We start from the raw sequence: 22,138 nt of genomic DNA, 5'->3' as shown, positions 1-22,138 counted from the left end.
ACCTCAGTCTTTCGAATCTGCCAACGCTTTCAGCGCCGCCTTTCGCTCAGCCACCGGCAACCGACCCAACCGCTCAACCTCCGCATAAAACCTCAGCCAATCCCCCCCGACCTTTTTGAACACCGCCGAAAACGCCGGCACCCATTGGTCATACAGCCCAAACGGCAACAAGCGCGCATTGTTCAGCGGCGCATTCACCCAGGCGTCATAACGTTTGTCTCCGGCCCACTGACTGTCTCTCATCAGCCGATAATCCCGGCGAAACTGCTCGAACTCTGCCGCTTTGCGTTCGCGCATCTGCTCAACCGGCAATGACTGTGCATAGAGATTTTCCAGCCGTGAGCGGGTATCGAGTACCAACTCAATAAACTGATCGCGCTGTTTCAGCCGTGAATCGGTATCCGCCGCCAACCCGCGAAACGCTCGCCACTGCCGCGTGCCTTCCTGCTCGACGAACGTGGCAAAGGACTCGTTGAACTCGGTGTCGTCCTTCACATAGAAACGCTGGTGCGCCAGCTCATGAAAGATCAGCGTGGCCAGGCGCTCGTCGCCCCAGCCCATCATCGAATTGAGGATCGGGTCGTTGAACCAGCCGAGCGTCGAATAGGCCTCGACACCGCCAATCGACACGTCCATACCCTGCAAGCGCTGGATCGCCGCCTCGCCGCGCGCGGCGCTCTGGCTGTAGTAACCGCGATAGGCCACGCAGCCGGCAATCGGGAAGCAATGGTTCTGCGGTGTCAGGGAGAACTCTTGAGTGGCGAACACATTCCACACCACGTACGGGCGATGGATGTCGGCGTACAGGCGATAGCTCTGGTTATCCGGTAAATGCAGATGTTCACTCGCAAAGGCGCGGGCCTTTTGCGCTTGCGCCAGGTGTTCGCGCAGTGTCGCGTCGCGGCTCGAATCGTTGATCACCTTTTCCACAGGCTCGCGCGCCCGCAGCAATTGCAGTTGGCCGCTGGCCAACTGACCGTAATAGCTGACGCTGGCGCAACCGTTGAGCAACAAAAACATCACACCCGGAAACAAAATCCGAAAAACGCGATCAAGTAACCCAAGGCTTGGAAACGGCCTGCTCAAAATAAGAAATCCCCCGGAGAGTCTGCCCGCAAGACTATCCCGCCTTAAGGAGCACCGCTATGCGCATGTTGATGCTGTCAGGAGGCCTGCTGACGCTGGCCGGTTGTGCCGGATTCGGAATGCCCGATCCTGACCCTTCGCAAGCCTGGATCGATCTGGATGCCCGGCAGCAGGACACGGCGCTGCAAGCGCTGCAGGTCGATACCCAAGCGACTGCCGACAAACGCTACTTCGAAGTACAGCCCGGCAGCCATGAGTTGAAGGTGCGTTATCAATTTCCTGTCGAGGCGACCAACATCGGTCCCGACGCTGAGCCGCTGTGGCGCGATTGCCAGTTGAGCGTGAAATTCAAGGACTTCAACGCCGGCCAGCGTTATCAGTTGCAGGCCGGCAGTATTGGTTTCCGGCCTTGGGCCAAGCTCTATGACGAGCAGCGCAAAGTGGTCGGCCAAGGCACGCCGGCAGGCTGTCAGCGAACCTGAACGGCGCTATGCTGAGTATTCAGATCAGTGGATATTCGTCATGCGCCAGTTGCTGTTGTTGCTCGTTGCCAGTCTTGTGGCCGGTTGTCAGACGCCATTGCCCCCGGTCGATCCACAGATGGCCTGGGTCGATTTTTCGACGCCGACACCCGGCGGTAAAGTGCTCATGGCCGAGCGCCTCGACAAACAGCGACTGAATGACGGGCGCTACTTTCAGGTCACGCCGGGCAGCCACGAATTGCGCGTGCGGTTTGATTTCGAAGTGTTTGGCGGTGGTGGCGCCCTGATGACCGGCCCCGTAGAGCGGCTGTGCTACCTGTACATCCGCTATGACCATTTCGAGGCCGGGCAGCGTTATGTGCTGGAAGGGCGTTCGCTGGGGTTCACACCGAGCGCCCGGCTGTATAACGCCAAGCGTGAAATCGTCGCCGAGGATTACGACTACAACTGCATTATCTGAGGTGACTCAGCTGTCGTTCTTCTGGTAGATGATTTTCTTGCGGCCATAGTCGCAAGTGCCGACAACCATGGCGATATCGTGTTTTGCAGCCTCTTTCTTGCTGACGATTTCCAGCGTGTAGGAGGGCACGGCTTTGGCCTGAATCTTCACTTCGATTTCTTTCTTCAGTTCCTCGCAGTCTTTGGGTGCCGCAATTACCGAGGTGGCCAGTGCACTGCAGAGGATCGCCAAGCCAATACGTTTCATGAGTGAAGCTCCCTGAGGCAGCGCGCACGGGCGTGCGCTGAAGCTGCTGTCACTTATTCGACCATATTTTTACAGCGAGGGTTCTGACTTCGCTCACAACTTGTGCTGAAGGTTTCAAACCTTGGGTGATCTGCAAATGGCTATCGCGAGCAGCTTCACTCCTACAGGGGATCTTCGTCGCTCACAATAATTGTGTCCGATGGAGATCAACTCTAGGAGTGAGCCTGCTCGCGATAGCGTCAGACCGGTCAACGCCGAATCAACTGACCAGCGAAGCCTCAAGCGTAATCTTCGCATTCAGCACTTTCGACACCGGGCACCCTTCCTTGGCCTTGTTGCTCAGCTCTTCAAACTGCTCCTGAGTCGCTCCAGGGATTTTCGCCTTCAGTATCAGCTTCACCGCAGTGATCGCGAAGCCGCCATCCACCTGATCCAGGGTCACTTCAGCCTGAGTATCAATGCTGTCAGCCTTCAGGCCCGCATCGCCCAGAATCATCGAAAACGCCATGGAGAAACAGCCGGCATGCGCCGCGCCGATCAGCTCTTCCGGGTTAGTGCCCTTGCCGCCCTCAAAGCGCGCCTTGAAGCCGTAAGGGGCTTCTCTGAGGACACCGGTTTCGGTGGAGATCGAGCCGATGCCGGTTTTCAGATCGCCTGCCCAATGCGCGGATGCTTTCTTCACGATAGCCATGTCTGCCTCCTCAAGATCTGACGCGGAAACGCCGCGTCGTCGTGGTTTTTGCTTGCAAGGCTTCTGAGGATAGACGCCGCAGCAAAGTTCAGCCCGGCTGAATCGTTGACTTTTTTAGTAGGAAATTTCATCACTGCTATTGAAACTCGGGTATATGCCCTCATTGCACAAAACACGCTTATGGATTCGGCAGGTTTTCGTTTGCAAGAAGAACCTGCCTCCTCACTCGGAGACGCAGGTTTATGAAGCAACTGTCCGACGTAAAATTTTCCACCCTCGATTTGGTACCGGTGCGCGAAAACGGCAGCCCGGCGCAATCGCTGCGCAACTCACTGGATCTGGCGCAGCACGTCGAGAAATTCGGCTACACGCGGTTCTGGGTGGCCGAACACCACAACATGGACGGCATTGCCAGTTCGGCAACATCGGTGCTGCTGGGTTATCTGGCGGGCGGCACGTCGACCATCCGCGTCGGCTCCGGCGGCGTGATGCTGCCCAACCATGCGCCGCTGGTGATCGCCGAGCAGTTCGGCACCCTCGAAAGTCTCTATCCGGGACGGATCGATCTCGGCCTGGGCCGCGCGCCCGGCTCCGATCAAATGACTGCTCGGGCGTTGCGCCGTGAACGCTCCGGCAGCGCCGATGATTTCCCCGAAGACGTCGCCGAACTGGTGCGCTACCTCGGCCCGCGCACGCCGGATCAGCGCGTGATCGCGATGCCGGGCACCGGCACCAATGTGCCGATCTGGCTGCTCGGTTCCAGCCTGTTCAGTGCGCAATTGGCTGGCGAGCGCGGTTTGCCGTATGCCTTTGCCTCGCACTTCGCCCCACGCTTCATGCATGAGGCCATTCGCGTTTATCGCAATCACTTCAAACCGTCGGCAGTGCTCGACAAGCCGTACGTGATGCTGGGTGTGCCGCTGGTGGCGGCGGATACCGATGAACAAGCCGATTACCTGGCGACGTCGGTGTACCAGCGTATTCTCGCGTTGATGCGCGGGCAGAGCCTGGTGCAGCGTCCGCCGGTGAAAACCATGGACGGGCTGTGGTTGCCGCATGAGCGTGAGGCGGTGGGTGATTTCCTTGGGCTCGCGATGGTGGGTAGCCCGCAGAAGATTCGCGCCAAACTTGAAGTGCTGATTGAGCAGACCCAGGCGGATGAGCTGATTTTTACCAGTGATCTCTACGAACACGCTGATCGTGTGCATTCCTACGAGTTGTTGGCGCAGGTGATGAAGGGCTGAAAGGCCAAAAAACACCCTCACCCTAACCCTCCCGAAACGTCGGACCGCCCGGAGGGAGAGGGGACTGACCGAGGTGTTCTTGCGCCCAACATCGACCTGAAAACTCCAGTCGTACTCAGGTTCTGAACAACCCCCGATCTGCTCCCTTTCCCCCTCGCCCCTCTGGGGGAGAGGGCTGGGGTGAGGGGGATCAATCTCAAACACACCACAAAACTTTCAGACACAAAAAAGCCGACGCCTTCACGTCGGCTTTTGCATTTCAGGCGCGATCAGTTTACTTCGTGTAGACAATGACCTTTGAGCCGCCCTCGCAGGTGCCAACGACTTTGCCGCCAGCCGCCGCGCCCTTATCGACAATCTCCAGCGAATACCCGGAAACGCCCTTGGCATCCAGCTTCGCCGCAATCTCGCTTTTCAGCTCTTCACATGGCTTGCCGGCAGCAAACGCACCACCCGCAAGGCTCAACAAACCTACTGCCAACATGAACTTCTTCATCGGTCGCACTCCCTGGTCGGATCAAAAGAGGCGGGCATCAGGTCATTCACCTGATGCAGCCACCCTGTAGCGCTTTGCCATTCCTATGGCACTCGGCCAGCGCGCAAGTTCAGAAGACTAGACCAAACTCAGCTGCTGGCAATGCGGAAGCCGACTTTCAGCGTCACCTGAAAGTGCGCCGCCTTGCCGTCCTTGATGTGGCCACGGGTGTCGACCACTTCAAACCACTCAAGATGCTTGATGCTCTTGTTGGCTTCGGCCAGCGCGTTGTTGATGGCGTCTTCGATGCTGCTGGTGGACGAACCGACCAGCTCGACTTTCTTGTACGTGTGATGGTCACTCATAACGATCTCCTTGGCGTGTGGAATTGAGACTAGCAGTGAATCTGCACTGTTGATTTCGGCGGCATCGCGCAGGCGAAGTTCAGATTTTCTGCACTTTCTCAAACCGCTGAAGTCCCAACCAACACACGCCACTCATCACCAATGCAGGAGAGCCACCATGGCCAACACCTCTTTACGTAAAGCCTCGTTGCAAAGCATGGAAGCCGAGATCGAGAGTCTGCTCAAATCGTTGGAAAGCTTGAAGGACGACGCTTCGGACGAGTCGCGCAAGACCCTCAAGGCGCTGAAAAGCAATGCCGAAAGTGCGCTGAAGCACTCGCGCCATCTGCTCAGCGATGCCTATGAAGAAGTCAAAGTGAAAACCCGCGAAACCGGGATCGCCACCCGTGATTACGCTCAGGAACATCCATGGACGACGGCCGGTGTGGCCGTCGGTGCAATCGGTCTGCTGGCGGCTTACTTGCTGTTCAAGCGCGGCGAGTGATCCGTCTGGCGCAGCTCGTTCTTGAGCCATTGCGCCAGTTGCCGGGCGCGCCCGTCTGCGGCGCGCTTGGGTAGCCATAACGCCAGTTGCGCCGGGGTTTCACAAAAGCCCCATGGCGCAACCAGGCGACCGGCCTTCAAATCTTCCGTCACCAGCGGCTCCGGCGCGATGGCTACGCCGAGACCAGCGACCGCTGCTTCCAGCAAATAATACAAATGCTCGAAACCTTGCCCGAGCTTCAACGCTTTTGCGTCGAGGTTGCTTTGCTGTGCCCAGCTTGGCCAAGCTTGTGGGCGAGAAGTTGTGTGCAGCAGCGGCTCATTGAGCAGGGCCGAGGCTGACGCGGTTTGCAGACGTTGATAACCACTGAACAGCGGACTCATGACCGGGCCGATGCGTTCTGCAGCCAATTCGTAAACCTGCATGTCTGCCGGCCATGGCGGCTCGGCGAACAGCAGCAAAGCATCCAGCCCCGGACGTCTTGGATCGAGATCGCCTTCACCCGCCGATAGATGCAAACGCAAATCCGGCAGCTCGGCATTCAACCGCCCCAAGCGCGGAATAAACCAGCGCGCCAGCAGGCTTCCAGAGCAGCCGAGTACAAACGGCGCATCCGCCGTGCTTTGCGTCAGTTCAGCGCAAACACTGCGCAAGCGATCAAACGCCTCGCCACTGGCATCGCGTAAACGTATACCGGCATCTGTGAGTTTCAAGCCGCGCCCATCCTTGGCGAACAGACTGACGCCAAGGTGTTCTTCCAGCACCTTGAGCTGACGACTGACCGCGCCATGGGTGACGTGCAGCTGTTCGGCAGCCTGACTGACGCTATTCAGCCGGGCGGTGGCTTCGAACGCACGCAAGGCGTTCAGCGGGGGAAGGTCTTGGCTCATGGTATCTGTGAGTTTTCCTGACAGGTTGTGGCGATCTTATCGGTTTTCAGCATAGAAGGTCAGGGGTAGAGTGGTCGTCATTGTCTTCTCACCCGAATTCACCTGGAGCAACTCATGACCCAGACTTTGAACACCTCTGATCTGCGTAACGGCCCTGACGCCAACGGCCTGTTCGGTTCGTTCGGTGGCCGCTACGTGGCGGAAACCCTGATGCCGTTGATCCTCGACCTGGCCCGCGAATACGAAGCGGCCAAGGAAGATCCGGCGTTCAAAGAAGAATTGGCCTACTTCCAGCGTGACTACGTCGGGCGTCCGAGCCCACTGTACTTCGCCGAACGCCTGACCGAGTTCTGCGGCGGCGCGAAGATTTACCTCAAGCGTGAAGAGCTGAACCACACCGGCGCGCACAAGATCAACAACTGCATCGGCCAGATCCTGCTGGCACGGCGCATGGGCAAGAAACGCATCATCGCCGAGACCGGCGCCGGCATGCACGGCGTGGCCACTGCCACCGTCGCCGCACGTTTCGGTCTGGACTGCGTGATCTACATGGGCACCACTGACATCGAACGTCAGCAGGCCAACGTCTTTCGCATGAAGCTGTTGGGCGCTGAGGTAATTCCGGTCGTGGCCGGCACCGGCACCCTTAAAGACGCGATGAACGAAGCCCTGCGTGACTGGGTGACCAACGTCGACAACACGTTCTACCTGATCGGCACCGTGGCCGGCCCGCACCCTTATCCAGCAATGGTTCGCGACTTCCAGGCCGTCATCGGCAAGGAAACCCGCGATCAGTTGCAGGCTCAGGAAGGTCGTCTGCCGGACAGCCTGGTGGCGTGCATCGGCGGCGGTTCCAATGCGATGGGCCTGTTCCACCCGTTCCTCGACGACAAGAGCGTTGAGATCATCGGTGTTGAAGCCGCCGGTTACGGCATTGAAACCGGCAAGCATGCGGCGAGCCTGAATGGCGGCGTTCCGGGTGTGCTGCACGGCAACCGTACCTTCCTGCTGCAGGACGACGACGGCCAGATCATCGACGCCCACTCGATTTCCGCCGGCCTCGATTACCCAGGCATTGGTCCTGAACACGCGTGGTTGCATGACATCGGCCGCGTTCAGTACACCTCGGTGACCGACGACGAAGCGCTGGATGCGTTCCACAAATGCTGCCGCCTGGAAGGGATCATTCCTGCCCTGGAAAGCGCCCACGCCTTGGCTGAAGTGTTCAAACGTGCACCGAAGCTGCCGAAGGATCACCTGATGGTGGTCAACCTTTCCGGCCGTGGTGACAAAGACATGCAGACCGTCATGCACCATATGGAACAGTCTAAGCAGGAGAAACACTGATGAGCCGCCTGCAAACCCGTTTTGCCGACCTCAAAGAACAGAACCGCGCTGCGCTGGTGACCTTCGTCACCGCCGGTGACCCGGACTACGACACCTCGCTGGCGATCCTCAAAGGCTTGCCGGGTGCTGGCGCCGACGTGATCGAGTTGGGCATGCCGTTCACCGACCCGATGGCCGACGGCCCGGCGATTCAACTGGCGAACATCCGTGCGTTGGGCGCCAAGCAGAATCTGCTGAAAACCCTGCGAATGGTTCGCGAGTTCCGCGAGGGCAACAGCGACACCCCGCTGGTGCTGATGGGCTACTTCAACCCGATCCACATGTACGGCGTTGAGCGCTTCATCGCCGATGCGAAAGAGGCTGGCGTCGATGGCCTGATCGTGGTCGACATGCCGCCTGAGCACAACGCCGAGCTGTGCGACCCGGCGCAGGCTGCGGGTCTGGACTTCATCCGCCTGACCACGCCGACCACCGACGATGCGCGTCTGCCGAAGGTGCTTAATGGCAGTTCCGGTTTCGTTTACTACGTGTCGGTCGCCGGTGTGACCGGTGCCGGCGCGGCGACGCTGGAGCACGTTGAAGAGGCGGTGACCCGTCTACGTCGCCATACCGATCTGCCGATCAGCATCGGTTTCGGCATCCGCACGCCGGAGCAAGCGGCGTCCATCGCGCGTCTGGCCGACGGTGTGGTGGTGGGTTCGGCATTGATCGATCACATCGCCAACGCGACCACACCCGACCAGGCCATCGACGGCGTGCTGAGCCTGTGCTCGGCTCTCTCCGAAGGCGTGCGTAAGGCCCGCGTCAGCTGAAGGTAAAGTTCCTGATACAGAGGAATTAGCGCCTCGCGACACAGACTAATCCAGCAAGACCGAGGGATTCAGAACCACGTTCTGAATCCCTTTTTGCTGTTTGTGCCGTGAGGAAATACCCGATGAAAATGCCGAAACGTCTGATGGCCGGACTGGGCGTGCTGATGATCAGCGTGACACCGCTGCTGGCCAGCGCCGATCCGCGCGACGATCACGACCACGGCGGCCCACAGCAGGGCCAATACAACAACCATGGTAATGATCATCGCGATGATCATCGTGGCCCGCCAAACGATCACCGTGGCGGCCCGCCGCCGCACGACTTCGGCCCGGTGCGCCAGACCATTCGCGATAACCATGGCTACTTCGTGCGCGGCGCACCGCCGCCTCCGGGGATTCATCTGGAGCGTGGCCGGCCGTTGCCGCACGGCTATTACGGCGAGCGTCTGGATAATCGGGCGTTAGGTCGTCTGCCGGTGTACCCAGGTTACGAATGGCGCCGGGCGGGTGGGGATATTGTGCTGATCGCGGTGGGCACCGGGATCGTCTACGAAATTCTCGATGGCGTTTTGTATTGATCTGCAGGCAATAAAAAAGACCGCAGCCATTGGCTGCGGTCTTTTTTTCAGGGCAGCTCCAATCCGCCGGAGGCCTTGTGCAGTTTGCGCAGATGCGCGCCGATCTGCTTCACGTTCTCCTCACTGGCCGCAATTTCCGCAGCCCGCTTGGACTCCAGCAACTTGCGCACTTCGGCGTCGAGATCACCCGACAGCGCGAGCAACTTCTTCTGCCGTTGACTGCTCTCTGCTTCGAGTCGACTGAACTCGGTTGGCTGCGGCAATCCGTAACCCTTGGAATCGAGCAATTCCGCCGGACGGCTAAGGAACCCGCTGTTGGCGAGGATTTCCTGCAAGGTCGCGTTGGCCTTGTCCATGCCGCCGTTTTCCAGCTCCCGCGCGCCGAGGTAGCGTTGCTTGACCTCATCCTGAGCCAGCAACAACTGGCGTCGATAGCTCGCCTGCTCCAACAGCAGCAGGGCGGCGCTGGTACGCAAGTCGGCGCGCTCAAACCACTCACGGCGTTCTTCGGCTGTCAGCGAAAGCCATTCCTCGACGGTGTTCTGTTTGATCGGCAATTGCTTCTTCAGCACATCGAACATGGCCTGATAGCGATCACGGAACGAGTCGAAGCGGTAGCCAAGACGCAACGCTTCTTTCGGATCATCCAGCACACTGGTGTCCGCCAGACCACGGCCCTTCATCACTTCCAGCAAGCCATTGGGCATGATGCTGTCCAGACCCACGAACTGGCTGTTGTCACTGCCGCTGCGCAACAGCTTCAGACCTTCCACCGCACAGTTGTTGGAGAGGAAGAAGTAGTTGCCGTCGTAGCTCCAGTGCATTTCGGCGGCGTGTTCGACCACGCCTTCGATCTCGTCCCGTGACAGGTTCAGCGGCACGGAAGCGAGGCTGCGCAGTTCGGTCTTGGTGTATTCGTCGATGACCTGCGCGAGCGGCAGCACGAACAGGCGCGACGGGTACTTGCCGACCAGTCCGTCCCAGCTCGACAGCTGTACATCACCGACAAAGGCGCGGTAGGACAACACCAGATGCTGGTCCAGATCGAGTCGGCAATCCGGCCCGCGCGGGCGACCCGGTGCGCAGATCACCAGGCGCAACATGCTGTGGCCCCAGCGGCTGACCCAGTTCTGATTGGCCTCGGCCAGCAGGTAGTCAACGGCATACACCCGCTCGGGATCGACCTGCCCCAAAGGTTGCTTGGCGAAGTCGTTGCCGGCATTGAGGAACGAGAACGTCTTGCTGCAGGTGTCCTTGGCCGGTGGCGCCCAGCCGAAGTGCTGCTGGTAATAGCGATACAGCGCCGGGCGGCGGCAGGCGTAGCTCGGGTCGAGGAGGAAATACTCCATGTTGACCGCGACGAACTCCTTGGGGCTGGAGATTTCGTACAGGTCCGGGCTGCGCGCGATCTGGCGGTTGTGTTGTTCGCGCTCACCCCGACGGCCGACGTATTGCTGCCAACCGGCGAGATCGAGCAGGCGTGGGTCATCACTGAGGGTGAAACGCCGGCCGTTCTGGCCGCGACACTCATCGGGAATGCCGATCAGCCCAGCGCTGTTGAAGCGGCGGGTGCAGCGCTGGATTAGCGTGCGCTCGGCGTCCGGCCACAAACGCGCGCGATCGTAAATGTGGGTAATTTCGTGCAATACCGTGGCGAGCAATTCCTGGCGCACAGTGCCGTGGGGGCGATTGGTTTTTTCTTTGGCTGCACTGCCGTCAGTGAGGCTGGCCAGCAGTTTGCGATTCAGATCGAGTTCGGCAACAAGCGTGGCCTGGCCGTAGGCGTTGGCGGGCATGTCGTCGGTCCAGCCGACATCGATGCGCCGATCCAGCCGCTCGATAAAGCTCGGCGGCAGCTTTTGCATCGCCTCATCGATCAGCGCCTGGCTGGCCTGTTGTTGGGCGGGGCTCAGACCGTCAGTCTTGAGCCGCAATTGCAGGCCGGCGTGGGCGCTGTTGCCAAGCAGCAACAACGCCCCGGCCAGCAGCCAGGTGCCGAGTGACTTCACAGTGCGAGGATGGCTTCGGCGAGAACCTGATCGCTGGCGTCGCGCGCTTCCGGCACACGGGTGCGCAGGGTGTTGAGCGCGGCTTCCAGATGCGCGCCACGGATATCACCGTTAGTGGCGACGAAACTGGCGGCATCATCATGTGCTTCGCGGATGATTTTCGAATCGCGGATCGACGTGGTGGTGTCGGAAGTGAAATCGATAGTGCGCTGGGAGGCACGAACGATGATGTTACTGGTGGCTACCAGGGTGTGCGCCTGGGCCACGTCGGCCAACAAAAACAGGCCAAGGGCGGCAGCAATCAGCGGGCTACGCATGGAACGACTCCGGAAGGGCAAGGATAACAGGGGTACAGGATAACTATTGGACGAGAATTGCCTCTGCCAGTTCAAGGTCGCTGACATGAAGTTTCGGCCGGGTTTTGCGCAGGTAATGCAGCGCGGATTCCAGTCGAGCACCACGCCATTCACCGTCACTGGCAACAAATGCGGCGGCGTCATCGTGGGCCGCGAGCAGCAGTTTACGGTCGAACGGTGCGGAAGACACCATGCTGGTGGCGTAACCACTGACGACGGTGCCTTGGGTCGACGCGTTAAAAGCATCGAAGGCGTCCACTGACGTAGCCCAGCCAGCGGTTAGCAGAACAGAAGGGATCAGCAAATTTGAAAGAAAACGCATGAGACTCGGTATTGGTTAGCGAGCCCAAAGGCTAGCGCAATGCCCGGACCAGAGCCAGCGCCGAAACATCGGGACACGACCGGCGTGTCCCGAACGGTGTCAGGCGCTTAGATCGTCAGGATGGCTTGAGCCAACTGCGCGTCGGTAGCTTGTAGCTGTGGGGCCTGATGACGAATGTGATCCAGCGCGCTTTCCAGTTTCACACCACGGATTTCGCCTTCGCTGGCCACGAAGCTGGCAGCGTCGTCACGGGCGGCGAGGACGATTTTGTCATCACGGAACGACGAGGAAACGTCGGAGGTGGCGTCGGACGAGGATTTCAGTGCACCGACAACAGCGTCGGTGGTCACGATGAAGCTGGTGGCGCTGGCGTTGGCAGCCACGGCCAGCAGGGCGGCAGCACTGAGCAAACGAAGACGGGACATGGGTAACTCCTTTGGATAAACCGTATTGAGAGGTGGCTCGGTATCTGAGGAGTCAGACGCCAGTGACACAGTATTCGCCACGTTCTGCGTGGATATTAGGCCTGCTTTGCGAGGTTCGCACAGTGGGCAAAATGCTAGCGCCAGAACGGCTTATCCAGCTCATGGAGGCGATCGGCGTGGCTGAGGCCAAGATCGGCGAGGTCACGGCCATCCAGTTGAGCCAGCAGTCGCCGCGTTCTGGCGCGCTCCAGGTACTCCCAAAGACCGCCAAACAAGCGCCGCAGAGCGTTCCGGCGAGCAACCGGAAGGCTCGAAGTTTCTGAAACATCCTGTAAGTCTTTCATGGGCGTATTCCTTTCACCGGAGAAGGCGGGAGGTCATGTTGAGCCTGTGATAGACAGAGATGCAGATACACTCGAGCAAAATTGTACTGGCTCAGATTGAAATTAAATAAAACTGTACCGGTCGTCGGTATCAGCAGGTGTACCGGGATTTTTTGCTCCCGGAAACGACGAAACCCGTCGTGGTTTCCCACGACGGGTTTCGTTTGATCAATTCGGGTTGCTGGCGGTGGGTCTAACGACCAGAGCCAGCGACGCTACTTAGCGCCAGAACGGCTTGCTCAGCTCTTCGTAGCGTTGTGCTTCGCTGATACCGGCGTCAGCCAGCAGACGCGAATCCAGACGAGCCAGTTGATGGCGGCTGGAGATGCGGCGCTGCCACAACATCAGGTTGGCGATAACGCGCAGAGGCAGGGAAGCCTGGGTGTTTACAGCTTTGTCTTCGAAGAACAGTTCGGAACTGAGTGTACGTTCCATGGTTGACATCCTTCCGCTTGTGGCGGGATCAGGTAGTGGTTTGACTGGTGCCCATGATCCTCTCGTTTGCCAAGTCTCTCTAGATACAGTTCAACTGTATTGTGAGTGACCAGTTAACTGTTTATAGGGGGTGTACGGGTCAAAATTGAACAAACTGTACCTGTCTGCACTCAAGTGGTGCATTTCTACTCGATTCACTCAGAAAGATAGGCAAAGCCTGTAGGAAATGACCGGTACAGCAGTACAGTTTTTGTAAGGGCGGGAGACTTGAGAAAGTCCGCCGACGCAAACTGTGTTTGCGTCGGCGGTTTATCTGTGTGAATCAGACAGCGAGCATGCGCCCGGTTTCTTCCAGGTTCATGTGCCAGCTCAAAGCTTCACGCAGGATGTGCGGGGTGTGGCCACCGATAGCACAGGCCTTCGTGAAGTAATCATTCAGCGCCTGACGGAAGTCCGGATGCACACAGTTATCGATGATCACTCGTGCACGCTCCCGTGGCGCCAGGCCGCGCAAGTCAGCCAGACCCACTTCGGTCACCAGAATGTCGACATCGTGCTCGGTGTGGTCAACGTGGCTGACCATCGGCACTACGCTGGAAATCGCCCCGCCCTTGGCGATCGACTTGGTCACGAACACCGCCAGATGCGCGTTGCGTGCGAAATCGCCAGAACCACCAATGCCGTTCATCATCCGCGTGCCACAGACGTGGGTGGAATTGACGTTGCCGTAGATGTCGAACTCCAGCGCTGTGTTGATGCCAATGATGCCCAGCCGGCGCACCACTTCAGGGTGGTTGGAGATTTCCTGCGGACGCAGTACCAGTTTGTCCTTGTACTTCTCCAGGTTACCGAACACGTCGCTGTTGCGGCGCTCCGACAGGGTGATCGAGCTGCCCGAAGCGAAGCTCAGCTTGCCGGCGTCGATCAGGTCGAAGGTCGAATCCTGCAGTACTTCGGAGTACATGGTCAGGTCTTCGAACGGCGAATCGATCAGACCGCACATTACCGCGTTGGCAATGTTGCCGATCCCCGCCTGCAACGGGCCGAGCTTGTTGGTCATGCGCCCGGCGTCGACTTCCTGCTTGAAGAAGGTGATCAGGTGATCGGCAATGGCGTTGGTGTCGACGTCCGGCGACGACACGGTAGACGGCGAGTCCGCCTGCTGGGTGATCACGATGGCGACGATTTTTTCCGGCGGAATCGGAATCGCCGTGCTGCCGATTCGGTCGTCTACTTTTACCAGCGGGATCGGCGTGCGCGTCGGGCGATAGGTCGGGATATAGATGTCATGCAGGCCTTCGAGGTTGGCGTTGTGCGCCAGATTGATCTCAACGATCACCTGTTTGGCGAAAATCGCAAAGCTCGCCGAGTTGCCTACGGAAGTGGTTGGCACGATGTGGCCTTGCTCGGTGATGGCCACAGCTTCGATGACCGCGATGTCCGGCAGCTTCAGTTGCTGGTTGCGCAGTTGCTCGACGGTTTCCGACAGATGCTGGTCGATGAACATTACCTGGCCGGCATTGATTGCCTTGCGCAAGGTGCTGTCGACCTGGAACGGCATCCGCCGCGACAGCACGCCGGCTTCGGTCAGTTGCTTGTCGAGGTCGTTGCCCAGGCTGGCGCCGGTCATCAGGCTGATCTTCAGCGGCGTGACCTTGGCCCGCTCGGCCAGTGCATGAGGGACGGCTTTGGCTTCGCCAGCACGAGTAAATCCGCTCATGCCGACGGTCATGCCGTCCTCAATCAAAGCGGCTGCGTCGGCGGCGCTCATCACTTTATCCAACAACGAAGGCAGGCGAATACGGTCACGGTACATGGATTATTATCTCGGGAAGCGAGTAGCAGGATGCGCAGTCTAGTGAATTTGACGAGCGCCTGTCCCGCTACCAAGGTCGCAAACGAGGCGTCTATTTAGCGGGTTTGAAGTAAAACACCGTTACTGGATCTGCAACAACGCGGCAAATTGTCCGACTGTTTGCGCAAACAAAAACGCCCCGACAAGTCGGGGCGTTTGGTATTGCAGCGGGGAATTACTCGACCGCTTTGACCATGTCTTCGATGACTTTCTTCGCGTCGCCGAAGACCATCATGGTTTTGTCCAGATAGAACAGCTCGTTGTCCAGACCGGCATAGCCGCTGGCCATCGAGCGCTTGTTGACGATGATGGTCTTGGCTTTGAACGCTTCGAGAATCGGCATGCCGGCAATCGGCGATTTCGGATCGTTCTTTGCAGCCGGGTTAACCACGTCGTTCGCGCCGAGCACCAGCACCACATCGGCCTGACCGAACTCGGAGTTGATGTCCTCCATCTCGAACACCTGGTCGTAAGGCACTTCGGCCTCGGCGAGCAGAACGTTCATGTGCCCCGGCATACGGCCCGCCACGGGGTGGATCGCGTACTTCACGGTCACGCCACGGTGGGTCAGCTTCTCGGTCAGCTCTTTCAGCGCATGTTGCGCACGTGCCACTGCCAGACCGTAGCCCGGGACGATGATCACGGTGTCGGCGTTGGTCAGCAGGAAGGTCGCGTCGTCAGCCGAACCGGATTTCACCGGACGTGCTTCTTTCGCACCGGCAGGACCTGCGTCGGCCGTGTTGCCGAAACCGCCGAGCAATACATTAAAGAAGGAACGGTTCATCGCTTTGCACATGATGTACGACAGGATCGCGCCGCTCGAACCCACCAGCGAACCGGCAATGATCAGCATCGAGTTGTTCAGCGAGAAGCCGATACCCGCCGCCGCCCAGCCCGAGTAGCTGTTGAGCATCGACACCACGACCGGCATGTCGGCGCCGCCGATCGGGATGATGATCAGCACACCCATCACGAACGCCAGCGCCAACATCAGCGCGAACGCGGTGAGGTTGCCGGTGAACATGAAGGTCAGGCCCAGTGCCAGCGTCGCCAGACCCAGCACGGCGTTCAGCTTGTGCTGACCAGCGAACTGTACCGGGGCGCCCTGGAACAGACGGAACTTGTATTTGCCCGAGAGCTTGCCGAACGCAATCACCGAACCGGAGAAGGTGATCGCCCCGATCGCGGCGCCGAGGAACAGCTCCAGACGGTTGCCTGCCGGAATCGAGTCGCCCAGTTGCTTGACGATGCCCAGCGATTGCGGCTCCACCACAGCGGCGATGGCAATGAACACTGCCGCAAGGCCGATCATGCTGTGCATGAAGGCGACCAGTTCCGGCATCTTGGTCATTTCAACGCGTTTGGCCATGATCGAACCGGCGGTGCCGCCGACCAGCAGACCAACGATGACGTAACCGATACCGGCAGTGGCCAGCTCAGCGCCCAGCTTGTAGATGAGGCCGACGGTGGTCAGGATCGCCAGCGCCATGCCGAGCATGCCGAACAGGTTGCCGCGTCGCGAGGTGGTAGGGTGCGACAGGCCTTTGAGGGCCTGGATAAAGCAGATCGACGCGATCAGGTAGAGCGTCGTGACGAGATTCATGCTCATTACTTCGGCGCCTCTTCTTTTACTTTCGGGGCTTTCTTCTTGAACATCTCAAGCATGCGGCGGGTCACCAGGAAGCCACCGAACACGTTGACCGCAGCCAGTGCCACGGCGAGTGTGCCCATGGTTTTGCCCAGCGGCGTGACGGTCAGTGCGGCCGCGAGCATGGCGCCGACGATCACGATCGCGGAGATGGCGTTGGTTACCGCCATCAAAGGTGTGTGCAGCGCAGGTGTAACGTTCCAGACCACGTGGTAACCGACATAAATCGCCAGCACGAAGATGATCAGGTTGTAGATACCGGGGGAGATAAGCTCTTCCATCGTCTGAATCCCTGCTTAGGCGTTTTTGCGGATGACTTGGCCGTCGCGGCACATCAGGCACGCGGCGACGATGTCGTCTTCGAGGTTGACGTCGAACTGGCCTTCTTTGGTGAACACCAGCTTGAGGAAGTCCAGCAGGTTGCGCGCGTACAGTGCCGAGGCGTCTGCAGCGACTTCACCGGCCAGATTGGTTGGGCCGCAAATGGTCACGCCATTTTCGACCACGACCTGATCGGCCACGGTCAACGGGCAGTTGCCGCCCTGAGCAGCGGCGAGGTCGATGACCACCGAGCCCGGTTTCATCTGCGCCACGGTGTCCGCGCTCAACAGCGTCGGTGCCTTGCGGCCCGGAATCAGCGCGGTGGTGATGACAATGTCAGCCTGCTTGGCGCGCTCGTGCACGGCCTGCGCCTGACGCTGCATCCAGCTCGCCGGCATTGGTCGCGCGTAACCGCCGACACCGACGGCGCATTCACGCTCTTCATCGGTCTCGTAAGGCACATCGACGAACTTCGCCCCGAGGGATTCGATTTGCTCTTTTACCGCCGGTCGCACGTCGGACGCTTCGATCACCGCACCCAGACGTTTCGCCGTGGCAATTGCCTGCAACCCGGCCACACCGGCGCCAAGAATCAGCACGCGCGCCGCTTTCACGGTGCCCGCAGCGGTCATCAGCATCGGCATGAAGCGAGGGTAATGGTGGGCGGCCAGCAACACAGCCTTATAGCCGGCAATGTTCGCCTGTGACGACAACACATCGAGACTCTGCGCGCGCGAGGTGCGCGGCGCCGCTTCGAGGGCGAACGCGGTAATCCCGCACTCGGCCATCTTCGCGATGGTTTCGTTGTTGAACGGGTTGAGCATGCCGACCAGCACCGTACCGCGCTTGATCAGCGTCAGTTCGGCATCGCTTGGCGCGACCACTTTGAGAATCAGCTCGGCGCCAAACGCGTCATTGGCACTGCCAATGGTTGCGCCTGCCGCTTCATAGGCACTGTCGACCACACTGGCTTTAACGCCGGCGCCGGTTTGCACAGTGACCTTATGACCTTGGCTGATCAGCTTTTTAATGGTTTCCGGGGTTGCAGCAACCCGTGTTTCACCGGTCTGGGTTTCGAGAGGAACACCAATGTGCACGTCAAATCTCCTGCGTGATCTTATTGAGTAAACCCATGCACTACGGATGGTGCGACTGGGGCGGCCGATCAGCACGATCCCGCCAAATCAGGGCGGGGCGCGGCATTTTGCAGGCGAACTTTATGCCCTTCAAGGGATTATGACGGGTGACGGAAAATTAACTACAAGTCATCCCGTGACCGAATGTCGCAGCGGCCAGCGCAAACCCTTGCAGGCCGTGCCCTGTAAGGATTCTGGCTGAATATGGAAAAATTTCTCATCGGTGGCGTGAATAGGCAGTAATGAGTCGCCGATGAAGGCTCAAAGCCACGTCGATAGGCGCTTGTGGGACGTCTGTACGACTTTCGGATACAGTCTGTTGAATTGCGACAAATACTTATATCTGTAGGGCTTTTGTTTTCCTGACTACGGGGTTAGATAACGTTGTAAGCCTTTACCCTTCTAGGCTGTAGCTCTGTGCCTGAGTTACCAGCCAGTCACGAAATGCCTTTAATGACGCTGATTCGACCTTTCGCTCAGGAATCATCAGGTAGTAGGCCTTGATGCTGGAAAGCGCCTGCGGGTTTGCAATCACCAAGCGTTTCTCGGCCAGCTCGCGCTGAATCAGGAACGGTGGAATCAGCGCAATGCCCATGTCGTGCATGGCTGCCTGGGCGAGCATGGAGAATAGCTCGTAGCGCGGGCCCGTCATGTCGCGGGGGATATTCAGGTGTTGCGAGTTGAACCACTGGCGCCAGGCGTAAGGTCGGGTGGTCTGCTGCAGCAGCGGCAGTTCGGCGATGGCTGCGGCTGTCAGAAGCGTCTTGTTGCCGAGTAGGGCAGGGCTGCACACCGGCATCGGATTCTCGCCCATCAGCCTGTGGGATTCGGTACCGGACCAATCGGCATCACCGAAGTAGATCGCCGCATCGAATTCGGTATCGGCAAACAGAAAGGGCCGGGTGCGGTTGGTCAGGTTGACCGTGACTTCCGGATGCTTGTGCTGGAAATCCTTCAGACGTGGCAGCAGCCATTGCGTGCCGAAGGTCGGCACCACCGCCAGTTCGATTACGTTGGTGCCTTGCTGGCCCATCACTGACAGTGTGTCGCGCTCGACTGCATCGAGTTGCGTAGCGACTCGACGGCTGTAGGAAAGTCCCGCTTCGGTCAGCTTCACCCCACGTCGCGAACGTCGGAACAGTTCCACGCTGAGGAACTCCTCAAGGCTGGCAATCTGTCGACAAATGGCGCCTTGGGTGAGGGAAAGTTCTTCGGCGGCGCGGGTAAAGCTCTCGTGGCGCGCAGCAGCCTCGAAACTGATCAGGGCGGTGGTGCTGGGGATCTTCCTGCGCATGTACGTCAACCTCACTAATGTGCCGCATAAAAGGCATTCCGCGACGTTTCGGAGTGAGAAATTAGCACAACAGAATGCTAAATCCTCGTTTGCCGCGACGGCGAACCGCGCCTAGGATCAATGCCACGTTAATTCACCGATTTGCGAGGACAGACTCATGGGCGGTAAAGCTAGCTTCAACTGGATCGATCCCCTGCTGCTGGATCAACAGCTCACCGAAGAAGAGCGCATGATCCGCGACACCGCCGAGCAGTTTGCTCAACAGAGCCTCGCACCGCGTGTCCTTGAAGCATTCCGTCATGAGAAAACCGACCCGGCGATCTTCCGCGAGATGGGCGAAGTCGGTCTGTTGGGCGCCACCATCCCTGAACAGTACGGCGGCAGCGGTCTGAACTATGTCAGCTACGGTCTGATTGCCCGTGAAGTCGAGCGTGTCGATTCCGGCTACCGCTCGATGATGAGCGTGCAGTCGTCGCTGGTGATGGTGCCGATCAACGAATTCGGTACTGAAGCGCAAAAGCAGAAGTACCTGCCGAAGCTGGCTTCCGGCGAATGGATCGGCTGCTTCGGTCTGACCGAGCCCAACCACGGCTCCGACCCGGGCGCGATGATCACTCGTGCACGTAAGGTCGACGGCGGCTACAGCCTGACCGGCGCGAAAATGTGGATCACCAACAGCCCGATCGCCGATGTGTTCGTGGTCTGGGCCAAAGACGATGCCGGTGACATTCGTGGTTTCGTCCTGGAAAAAGGCTGGAAAGGCCTGAGCGCTCCGGCGATTCACGGCAAGGTCGGCCTGCGTGCGTCGATCACGGGTGAAATCGTTATGGATAACGTGTTTGTGCCGGAAGAGAACATCTTCCCGGACGTGCGTGGCCTGAAAGGTCCGTTCACCTGCCTCAACTCGGCGCGTTACGGCATTTCTTGGGGCGCACTGGGCGCTGCCGAGTTCTGCTGGCACACCGCTCGTCAGTACACCCTCGATCGCCAGCAGTTTGGTCGCCCATTGGCTGCCACTCAGTTGATCCAGAAAAAACTGGCAGACATGCAGACCGAAATCACCTTGGCCCTGCAAGGCTGCCTGCGGTTGGGGCGTATGAAAGATGAAGGCACTGCTGCGGTCGAAATCACTTCGATCATGAAGCGCAACTCCTGCGGCAAGTCGCTGGACATTGCCCGTATGGCGCGCGACATGTTGGGTGGTAACGGCATCTCTGACGAATTCGGCGTGGCCCGTCATCTGGTCAACCTGGAAGTGGTGAATACCTATGAAGGTACTCATGACGTTCACGCGCTGATCCTTGGGCGTGCGCAAACCGGTCTGCAGGCGTTCTATTAACAGGAGAGCGACCATGGGCGCGCTGTCGCATCTGCGGGTACTGGATTTATCGCGCGTGTTGGCCGGGCCGTGGGCCGGGCAGATCCTCGCCGACCTTGGCGCCGAAGTGATCAAGGTCGAACGCCCGGGCAATGGTGATGATACGCGCGCCTGGGGGCCGCCCTTCCTTAAAGACACTTACGGCGAGAATACGTCGGAAGCGGCTTATTACCTGTCGGCCAACCGCAACAAGCAATCGGTAACCATCGATTTCACGCGGCCCGAAGGTCAGAAACTGGTGCGCGAGCTAGCGGCGAAGTCGGACATCCTCATTGAGAATTTCAAGGTCGGTGGTCTGGCGGCGTATGGGCTGGACTACGAATCGCTGAAAGCGATCAATCCGGACCTGATCTATTGCTCGATTACCGGATTCGGCCAGACCGGGCCGTACGCCAAGCGCGCCGGCTATGACTTCATGATTCAGGGGCTGGGTGGGCTGATGAGTCTGACTGGACGTCCTGAGGGTGATGAGGGGGCCGGTCCGGTGAAAGTTGGTGTGGCGCTGACGGATATTCTCACCGGTCTGTATTCGACGGTAGCCATTCTGGCTGCACTGGCTCATCGCGATCACGACGGTGGTGGGCAGCACATCGACATGGCATTGCTGGATGTCCAGGTGGCGTGTCTGGCTAACCAGGCGATGAACTACCTGACAACGGGCAACGCACCGAAGCGCTTGGGCAATGCGCATCCGAACATCGTGCCTTATCAGGATTTTCCTACGGCCGATGGTGATTTCATCCTCACCGTGGGTAATGACGGGCAGTTCCGCAAGTTTGCCGAAGTGGCGGGGCAGCCGCAGTGGGCGGATGATCCGCGTTTCGCGACCAATAAGTTGCGGGTGGCGAATCGCGCGGAGCTGATTCCTTTGATTCGTCAGGCAACCGTGTTCAAGACGACTGCCGAGTGGGTTGCTCAGCTGGAGCAGGCGGGCGTGCCGTGCGGGCCAATCAATGATTTGTCGCAAGTGTTTGAGGATCCTCAGGTCAAGGCGCGTGGTTTGGCGATAGAGATGCCGCATGGGTTGGCGGGTATGGTGCCTCAGGTAGCCAGCCCCATTCGTTTATCGCAGACGCCGGTTGAGTATCGTCGGGCGCCTCCCTTGTTGGGTGAGCATACGTTGGATGTTTTGCAGCGGGTGCTTGGGATGGGGGCGGGCGCGGTGGCTGATTTGAAGGCTGCTGGAGTGCTGTAGACATTCCTTCTATATAGAAGCGCAGCGTTTGCTTCCTATATAGGGAAGCGGTTGACTGTTTTTCAACCAACCTGCAAGTGATTGAAAGAAAAGTGAAATTAACGGTTGACGGCAGATTCAGGATGTCTATAATTCGCCCCACTTCCGGCGCAGTCGAAACGGAAAACTCCTTGAGATTCAATGAGTTATGCAGGTTTCGGCAGCAGGTTGCTTCAGTTCAT

26 protein-coding genes are annotated in these 22,138 nt (G+C 59.0%); 9 read left to right on the top strand and 17 right to left on the bottom strand.

The window, feature by feature from the left end:
• Positions 1-3: 3 nt before the first annotated feature.
• Positions 4-1,086: an aminopeptidase gene (locus tag H8F23_RS25230; RefSeq protein ID WP_194936183.1), complete on the bottom strand. Its 1,083-nt coding sequence runs from the start codon at positions 1,084-1,086 to the stop codon at positions 4-6.
• A 59-nt stretch (positions 1,087-1,145) separates the two neighbouring features.
• On the opposite strand from H8F23_RS25230, the gene H8F23_RS25225 reads away from it, so the two are divergent.
• Positions 1,146-1,568, top strand: coding sequence for a PA0061/PA0062 family lipoprotein (locus H8F23_RS25225; RefSeq protein ID WP_034152270.1), 423 nt, complete (start codon positions 1,146-1,148; stop codon positions 1,566-1,568).
• Positions 1,569-1,608: 40 nt separating this feature from the next.
• Positions 1,609-2,028 carry a PA0061/PA0062 family lipoprotein gene (locus tag H8F23_RS25220; RefSeq protein ID WP_186620380.1) on the top strand — a complete coding sequence of 140 codons (420 nt, stop codon included), beginning with the start codon at positions 1,609-1,611 and terminating at the stop codon, positions 2,026-2,028.
• A 6-nt stretch (positions 2,029-2,034) separates the two neighbouring features.
• Here the strand turns inward: H8F23_RS25220 and H8F23_RS25215 are convergent, their stop codons facing one another.
• Both H8F23_RS25215 and H8F23_RS25210 read right to left on the bottom strand, forming a co-directional pair.
• On the bottom strand, positions 2,035-2,274 hold the full coding sequence (locus H8F23_RS25215; protein WP_093429479.1) for a DUF1161 domain-containing protein: 240 nt from the start codon (positions 2,272-2,274) through the stop codon (positions 2,035-2,037).
• A 259-nt stretch (positions 2,275-2,533) separates the two neighbouring features.
• Positions 2,534-2,965, bottom strand: coding sequence for an OsmC family protein (locus H8F23_RS25210; RefSeq protein WP_007911695.1), 432 nt, complete (start codon positions 2,963-2,965; stop codon positions 2,534-2,536).
• A 242-nt stretch (positions 2,966-3,207) separates the two neighbouring features.
• On the opposite strand from H8F23_RS25210, the gene H8F23_RS25205 reads away from it, so the two are divergent.
• Positions 3,208-4,209 carry an LLM class flavin-dependent oxidoreductase gene (locus H8F23_RS25205; protein ID WP_095113090.1) on the top strand — a complete coding sequence of 334 codons (1,002 nt, stop codon included), beginning with the start codon at positions 3,208-3,210 and terminating at the stop codon, positions 4,207-4,209.
• A 274-nt stretch (positions 4,210-4,483) separates the two neighbouring features.
• Here the strand turns inward: H8F23_RS25205 and H8F23_RS25200 are convergent, their stop codons facing one another.
• Both H8F23_RS25200 and H8F23_RS25195 read right to left on the bottom strand, forming a co-directional pair.
• Positions 4,484-4,705 (bottom strand): DUF1161 domain-containing protein, encoded by a 222-nt coding sequence (locus tag H8F23_RS25200; protein WP_194936182.1) that lies wholly within the window; start codon positions 4,703-4,705, stop codon positions 4,484-4,486.
• A gap of 128 nt (positions 4,706-4,833) precedes the next feature.
• On the bottom strand, positions 4,834-5,049 hold the full coding sequence (locus tag H8F23_RS25195) for a dodecin (RefSeq protein ID WP_003220389.1): 216 nt from the start codon (positions 5,047-5,049) through the stop codon (positions 4,834-4,836).
• Positions 5,050-5,206: 157 nt separating this feature from the next.
• On the opposite strand from H8F23_RS25195, the gene H8F23_RS25190 reads away from it, so the two are divergent.
• On the top strand, positions 5,207-5,533 hold the full coding sequence (locus H8F23_RS25190; protein ID WP_007911686.1) for a DUF883 family protein: 327 nt from the start codon (positions 5,207-5,209) through the stop codon (positions 5,531-5,533).
• On the opposite strand, the gene H8F23_RS25185 is transcribed toward H8F23_RS25190, so the two are convergent.
• Positions 5,506-6,423 (bottom strand): LysR family transcriptional regulator, encoded by a 918-nt coding sequence (locus H8F23_RS25185; RefSeq protein WP_194936181.1) that lies wholly within the window; start codon positions 6,421-6,423, stop codon positions 5,506-5,508. The two genes, H8F23_RS25190 and H8F23_RS25185, sit on opposite strands and share 28 nt — an antisense overlap.
• A 114-nt stretch (positions 6,424-6,537) precedes the next feature.
• Here H8F23_RS25185 and trpB point away from each other — a divergent pair, with 114 nt between their 5' ends.
• The 3 genes from trpB to H8F23_RS25170 all read left to right on the top strand — a co-directional run bounded on the left by trpB (position 6,538) and on the right by H8F23_RS25170 (position 9,160).
• Complete coding sequence (gene trpB / locus H8F23_RS25180; protein WP_194936180.1) at positions 6,538-7,770, top strand: tryptophan synthase subunit beta; 1,233 nt, start codon at positions 6,538-6,540, stop codon at positions 7,768-7,770.
• Positions 7,770-8,582: a tryptophan synthase subunit alpha gene (gene trpA, locus H8F23_RS25175; protein ID WP_194936179.1), complete on the top strand. Its 813-nt coding sequence runs from the start codon at positions 7,770-7,772 to the stop codon at positions 8,580-8,582. Before trpB ends, trpA begins: the two co-directional genes overlap by 1 nt.
• Before the next feature lie 122 nt (positions 8,583-8,704).
• Complete coding sequence (locus H8F23_RS25170; RefSeq protein ID WP_194936178.1) at positions 8,705-9,160, top strand: anti-virulence regulator CigR family protein; 456 nt, start codon at positions 8,705-8,707, stop codon at positions 9,158-9,160.
• A 47-nt stretch (positions 9,161-9,207) separates the two neighbouring features.
• Here the strand turns inward: H8F23_RS25170 and H8F23_RS25165 are convergent, their stop codons facing one another.
• From H8F23_RS25165 to H8F23_RS25115, 11 genes are all read right to left on the bottom strand, one after another.
• Entirely contained in the window at positions 9,208-11,169 is a 1,962-nt protein-coding gene (locus tag H8F23_RS25165) for a DUF7844 domain-containing protein (RefSeq protein ID WP_194936177.1), read from the bottom strand.
• The gene (locus H8F23_RS25160) at positions 11,166-11,486 is read right to left on the bottom strand and encodes a DUF2388 domain-containing protein (protein WP_007911662.1); all 321 of its coding nucleotides are present in this window, start codon (positions 11,484-11,486) and stop codon (positions 11,166-11,168) included. Before H8F23_RS25160 ends, H8F23_RS25165 begins: the two co-directional genes overlap by 4 nt.
• Positions 11,487-11,529: 43 nt before the next feature.
• On the bottom strand, positions 11,530-11,847 hold the full coding sequence (locus H8F23_RS25155; RefSeq protein WP_099757646.1) for a DUF2388 domain-containing protein: 318 nt from the start codon (positions 11,845-11,847) through the stop codon (positions 11,530-11,532).
• Between the two features lie 107 nt (positions 11,848-11,954).
• The gene (locus tag H8F23_RS25150) at positions 11,955-12,272 is read right to left on the bottom strand and encodes a DUF2388 domain-containing protein (protein ID WP_093429471.1); all 318 of its coding nucleotides are present in this window, start codon (positions 12,270-12,272) and stop codon (positions 11,955-11,957) included.
• Positions 12,273-12,406: 134 nt separating this feature from the next.
• Positions 12,407-12,616: a DUF1127 domain-containing protein gene (locus H8F23_RS25145; protein WP_194936176.1), complete on the bottom strand. Its 210-nt coding sequence runs from the start codon at positions 12,614-12,616 to the stop codon at positions 12,407-12,409.
• A gap of 258 nt (positions 12,617-12,874) precedes the next feature.
• Complete coding sequence (locus tag H8F23_RS25140; protein WP_007911656.1) at positions 12,875-13,090, bottom strand: DUF1127 domain-containing protein; 216 nt, start codon at positions 13,088-13,090, stop codon at positions 12,875-12,877.
• Between the two features lie 322 nt (positions 13,091-13,412).
• On the bottom strand, positions 13,413-14,906 hold the full coding sequence (locus H8F23_RS25135; RefSeq protein ID WP_123593397.1) for an acetyl-CoA hydrolase/transferase family protein: 1,494 nt from the start codon (positions 14,904-14,906) through the stop codon (positions 13,413-13,415).
• 214 nt (positions 14,907-15,120) lie between these two features.
• The gene (locus H8F23_RS25130) at positions 15,121-16,554 is read right to left on the bottom strand and encodes an NAD(P)(+) transhydrogenase (Re/Si-specific) subunit beta (RefSeq protein ID WP_007911651.1); all 1,434 of its coding nucleotides are present in this window, start codon (positions 16,552-16,554) and stop codon (positions 15,121-15,123) included.
• Positions 16,554-16,874, bottom strand: a complete 321-nt coding sequence (locus tag H8F23_RS25125) for an NAD(P) transhydrogenase subunit alpha (RefSeq protein ID WP_003187417.1) — start codon at positions 16,872-16,874, stop codon at positions 16,554-16,556. The genes H8F23_RS25130 and H8F23_RS25125 overlap by 1 nt, the downstream gene beginning before the upstream one ends.
• A 15-nt stretch (positions 16,875-16,889) precedes the next feature.
• On the bottom strand, positions 16,890-18,011 hold the full coding sequence (locus H8F23_RS25120) for a Re/Si-specific NAD(P)(+) transhydrogenase subunit alpha (protein ID WP_122604768.1): 1,122 nt from the start codon (positions 18,009-18,011) through the stop codon (positions 16,890-16,892).
• A 433-nt stretch (positions 18,012-18,444) separates the two neighbouring features.
• Positions 18,445-19,344, bottom strand: coding sequence for a LysR family transcriptional regulator (locus H8F23_RS25115; RefSeq protein WP_194936175.1), 900 nt, complete (start codon positions 19,342-19,344; stop codon positions 18,445-18,447).
• Positions 19,345-19,501: 157 nt separating this feature from the next.
• Here H8F23_RS25115 and H8F23_RS25110 point away from each other — a divergent pair, with 157 nt between their 5' ends.
• On the top strand, positions 19,502-20,683 hold the full coding sequence (locus tag H8F23_RS25110; protein ID WP_007953903.1) for an acyl-CoA dehydrogenase: 1,182 nt from the start codon (positions 19,502-19,504) through the stop codon (positions 20,681-20,683).
• A 13-nt stretch (positions 20,684-20,696) separates the two neighbouring features.
• Positions 20,697-21,917, top strand: coding sequence for a CaiB/BaiF CoA transferase family protein (locus tag H8F23_RS25105; RefSeq protein ID WP_194936174.1), 1,221 nt, complete (start codon positions 20,697-20,699; stop codon positions 21,915-21,917).
• Positions 21,918-22,138: the final 221 nt, after the last annotated feature.

Origin of the sequence: Pseudomonas neuropathica (assembly GCF_015461835.1) — a bacterium.
GTDB lineage: Bacteria > Pseudomonadota > Gammaproteobacteria > Pseudomonadales > Pseudomonadaceae > Aquipseudomonas > Aquipseudomonas neuropathica.
This window is presented reverse-complemented; position numbering and strand designations above follow the sequence as displayed.

Coding starts and splice junctions, on each gene's coding strand:
- H8F23_RS25225 (WP_034152270.1), top strand. CDS start 1,146: ATGCGCATGTTGATGCTGTCAGGAGGCCTGCTGACGCTGGCCGGTTGT.
- H8F23_RS25220 (WP_186620380.1), top strand. CDS start 1,609: ATGCGCCAGTTGCTGTTGTTGCTCGTTGCCAGTCTTGTGGCCGGTTGT.
- H8F23_RS25215 (WP_093429479.1), bottom strand. CDS start 2,274: ATGAAACGTATTGGCTTGGCGATCCTCTGCAGTGCACTGGCCACCTCG.
- H8F23_RS25210 (WP_007911695.1), bottom strand. CDS start 2,965: ATGGCTATCGTGAAGAAAGCATCCGCGCATTGGGCAGGCGATCTGAAA.
- H8F23_RS25205 (WP_095113090.1), top strand. CDS start 3,208: ATGAAGCAACTGTCCGACGTAAAATTTTCCACCCTCGATTTGGTACCG.
- H8F23_RS25200 (WP_194936182.1), bottom strand. CDS start 4,705: ATGAAGAAGTTCATGTTGGCAGTAGGTTTGTTGAGCCTTGCGGGTGGT.
- H8F23_RS25195 (WP_003220389.1), bottom strand. CDS start 5,049: ATGAGTGACCATCACACGTACAAGAAAGTCGAGCTGGTCGGTTCGTCC.
- H8F23_RS25190 (WP_007911686.1), top strand. CDS start 5,207: ATGGCCAACACCTCTTTACGTAAAGCCTCGTTGCAAAGCATGGAAGCC.
- H8F23_RS25185 (WP_194936181.1), bottom strand. CDS start 6,423: ATGAGCCAAGACCTTCCCCCGCTGAACGCCTTGCGTGCGTTCGAAGCC.
- trpB (WP_194936180.1), top strand. CDS start 6,538: ATGACCCAGACTTTGAACACCTCTGATCTGCGTAACGGCCCTGACGCC.
- trpA (WP_194936179.1), top strand. CDS start 7,770: ATGAGCCGCCTGCAAACCCGTTTTGCCGACCTCAAAGAACAGAACCGC.
- H8F23_RS25170 (WP_194936178.1), top strand. CDS start 8,705: ATGAAAATGCCGAAACGTCTGATGGCCGGACTGGGCGTGCTGATGATC.
- H8F23_RS25160 (WP_007911662.1), bottom strand. CDS start 11,486: ATGCGTAGCCCGCTGATTGCTGCCGCCCTTGGCCTGTTTTTGTTGGCC.
- H8F23_RS25155 (WP_099757646.1), bottom strand. CDS start 11,847: ATGCGTTTTCTTTCAAATTTGCTGATCCCTTCTGTTCTGCTAACCGCT.
- H8F23_RS25150 (WP_093429471.1), bottom strand. CDS start 12,272: ATGTCCCGTCTTCGTTTGCTCAGTGCTGCCGCCCTGCTGGCCGTGGCT.
- H8F23_RS25145 (WP_194936176.1), bottom strand. CDS start 12,616: ATGAAAGACTTACAGGATGTTTCAGAAACTTCGAGCCTTCCGGTTGCT.
- H8F23_RS25140 (WP_007911656.1), bottom strand. CDS start 13,090: ATGGAACGTACACTCAGTTCCGAACTGTTCTTCGAAGACAAAGCTGTA.
- H8F23_RS25135 (WP_123593397.1), bottom strand. CDS start 14,906: ATGTACCGTGACCGTATTCGCCTGCCTTCGTTGTTGGATAAAGTGATG.
- H8F23_RS25130 (WP_007911651.1), bottom strand. CDS start 16,554: ATGAGCATGAATCTCGTCACGACGCTCTACCTGATCGCGTCGATCTGC.
- H8F23_RS25125 (WP_003187417.1), bottom strand. CDS start 16,874: ATGGAAGAGCTTATCTCCCCCGGTATCTACAACCTGATCATCTTCGTG.
- H8F23_RS25115 (WP_194936175.1), bottom strand. CDS start 19,344: ATGCGCAGGAAGATCCCCAGCACCACCGCCCTGATCAGTTTCGAGGCT.
- H8F23_RS25110 (WP_007953903.1), top strand. CDS start 19,502: ATGGGCGGTAAAGCTAGCTTCAACTGGATCGATCCCCTGCTGCTGGAT.
- H8F23_RS25105 (WP_194936174.1), top strand. CDS start 20,697: ATGGGCGCGCTGTCGCATCTGCGGGTACTGGATTTATCGCGCGTGTTG.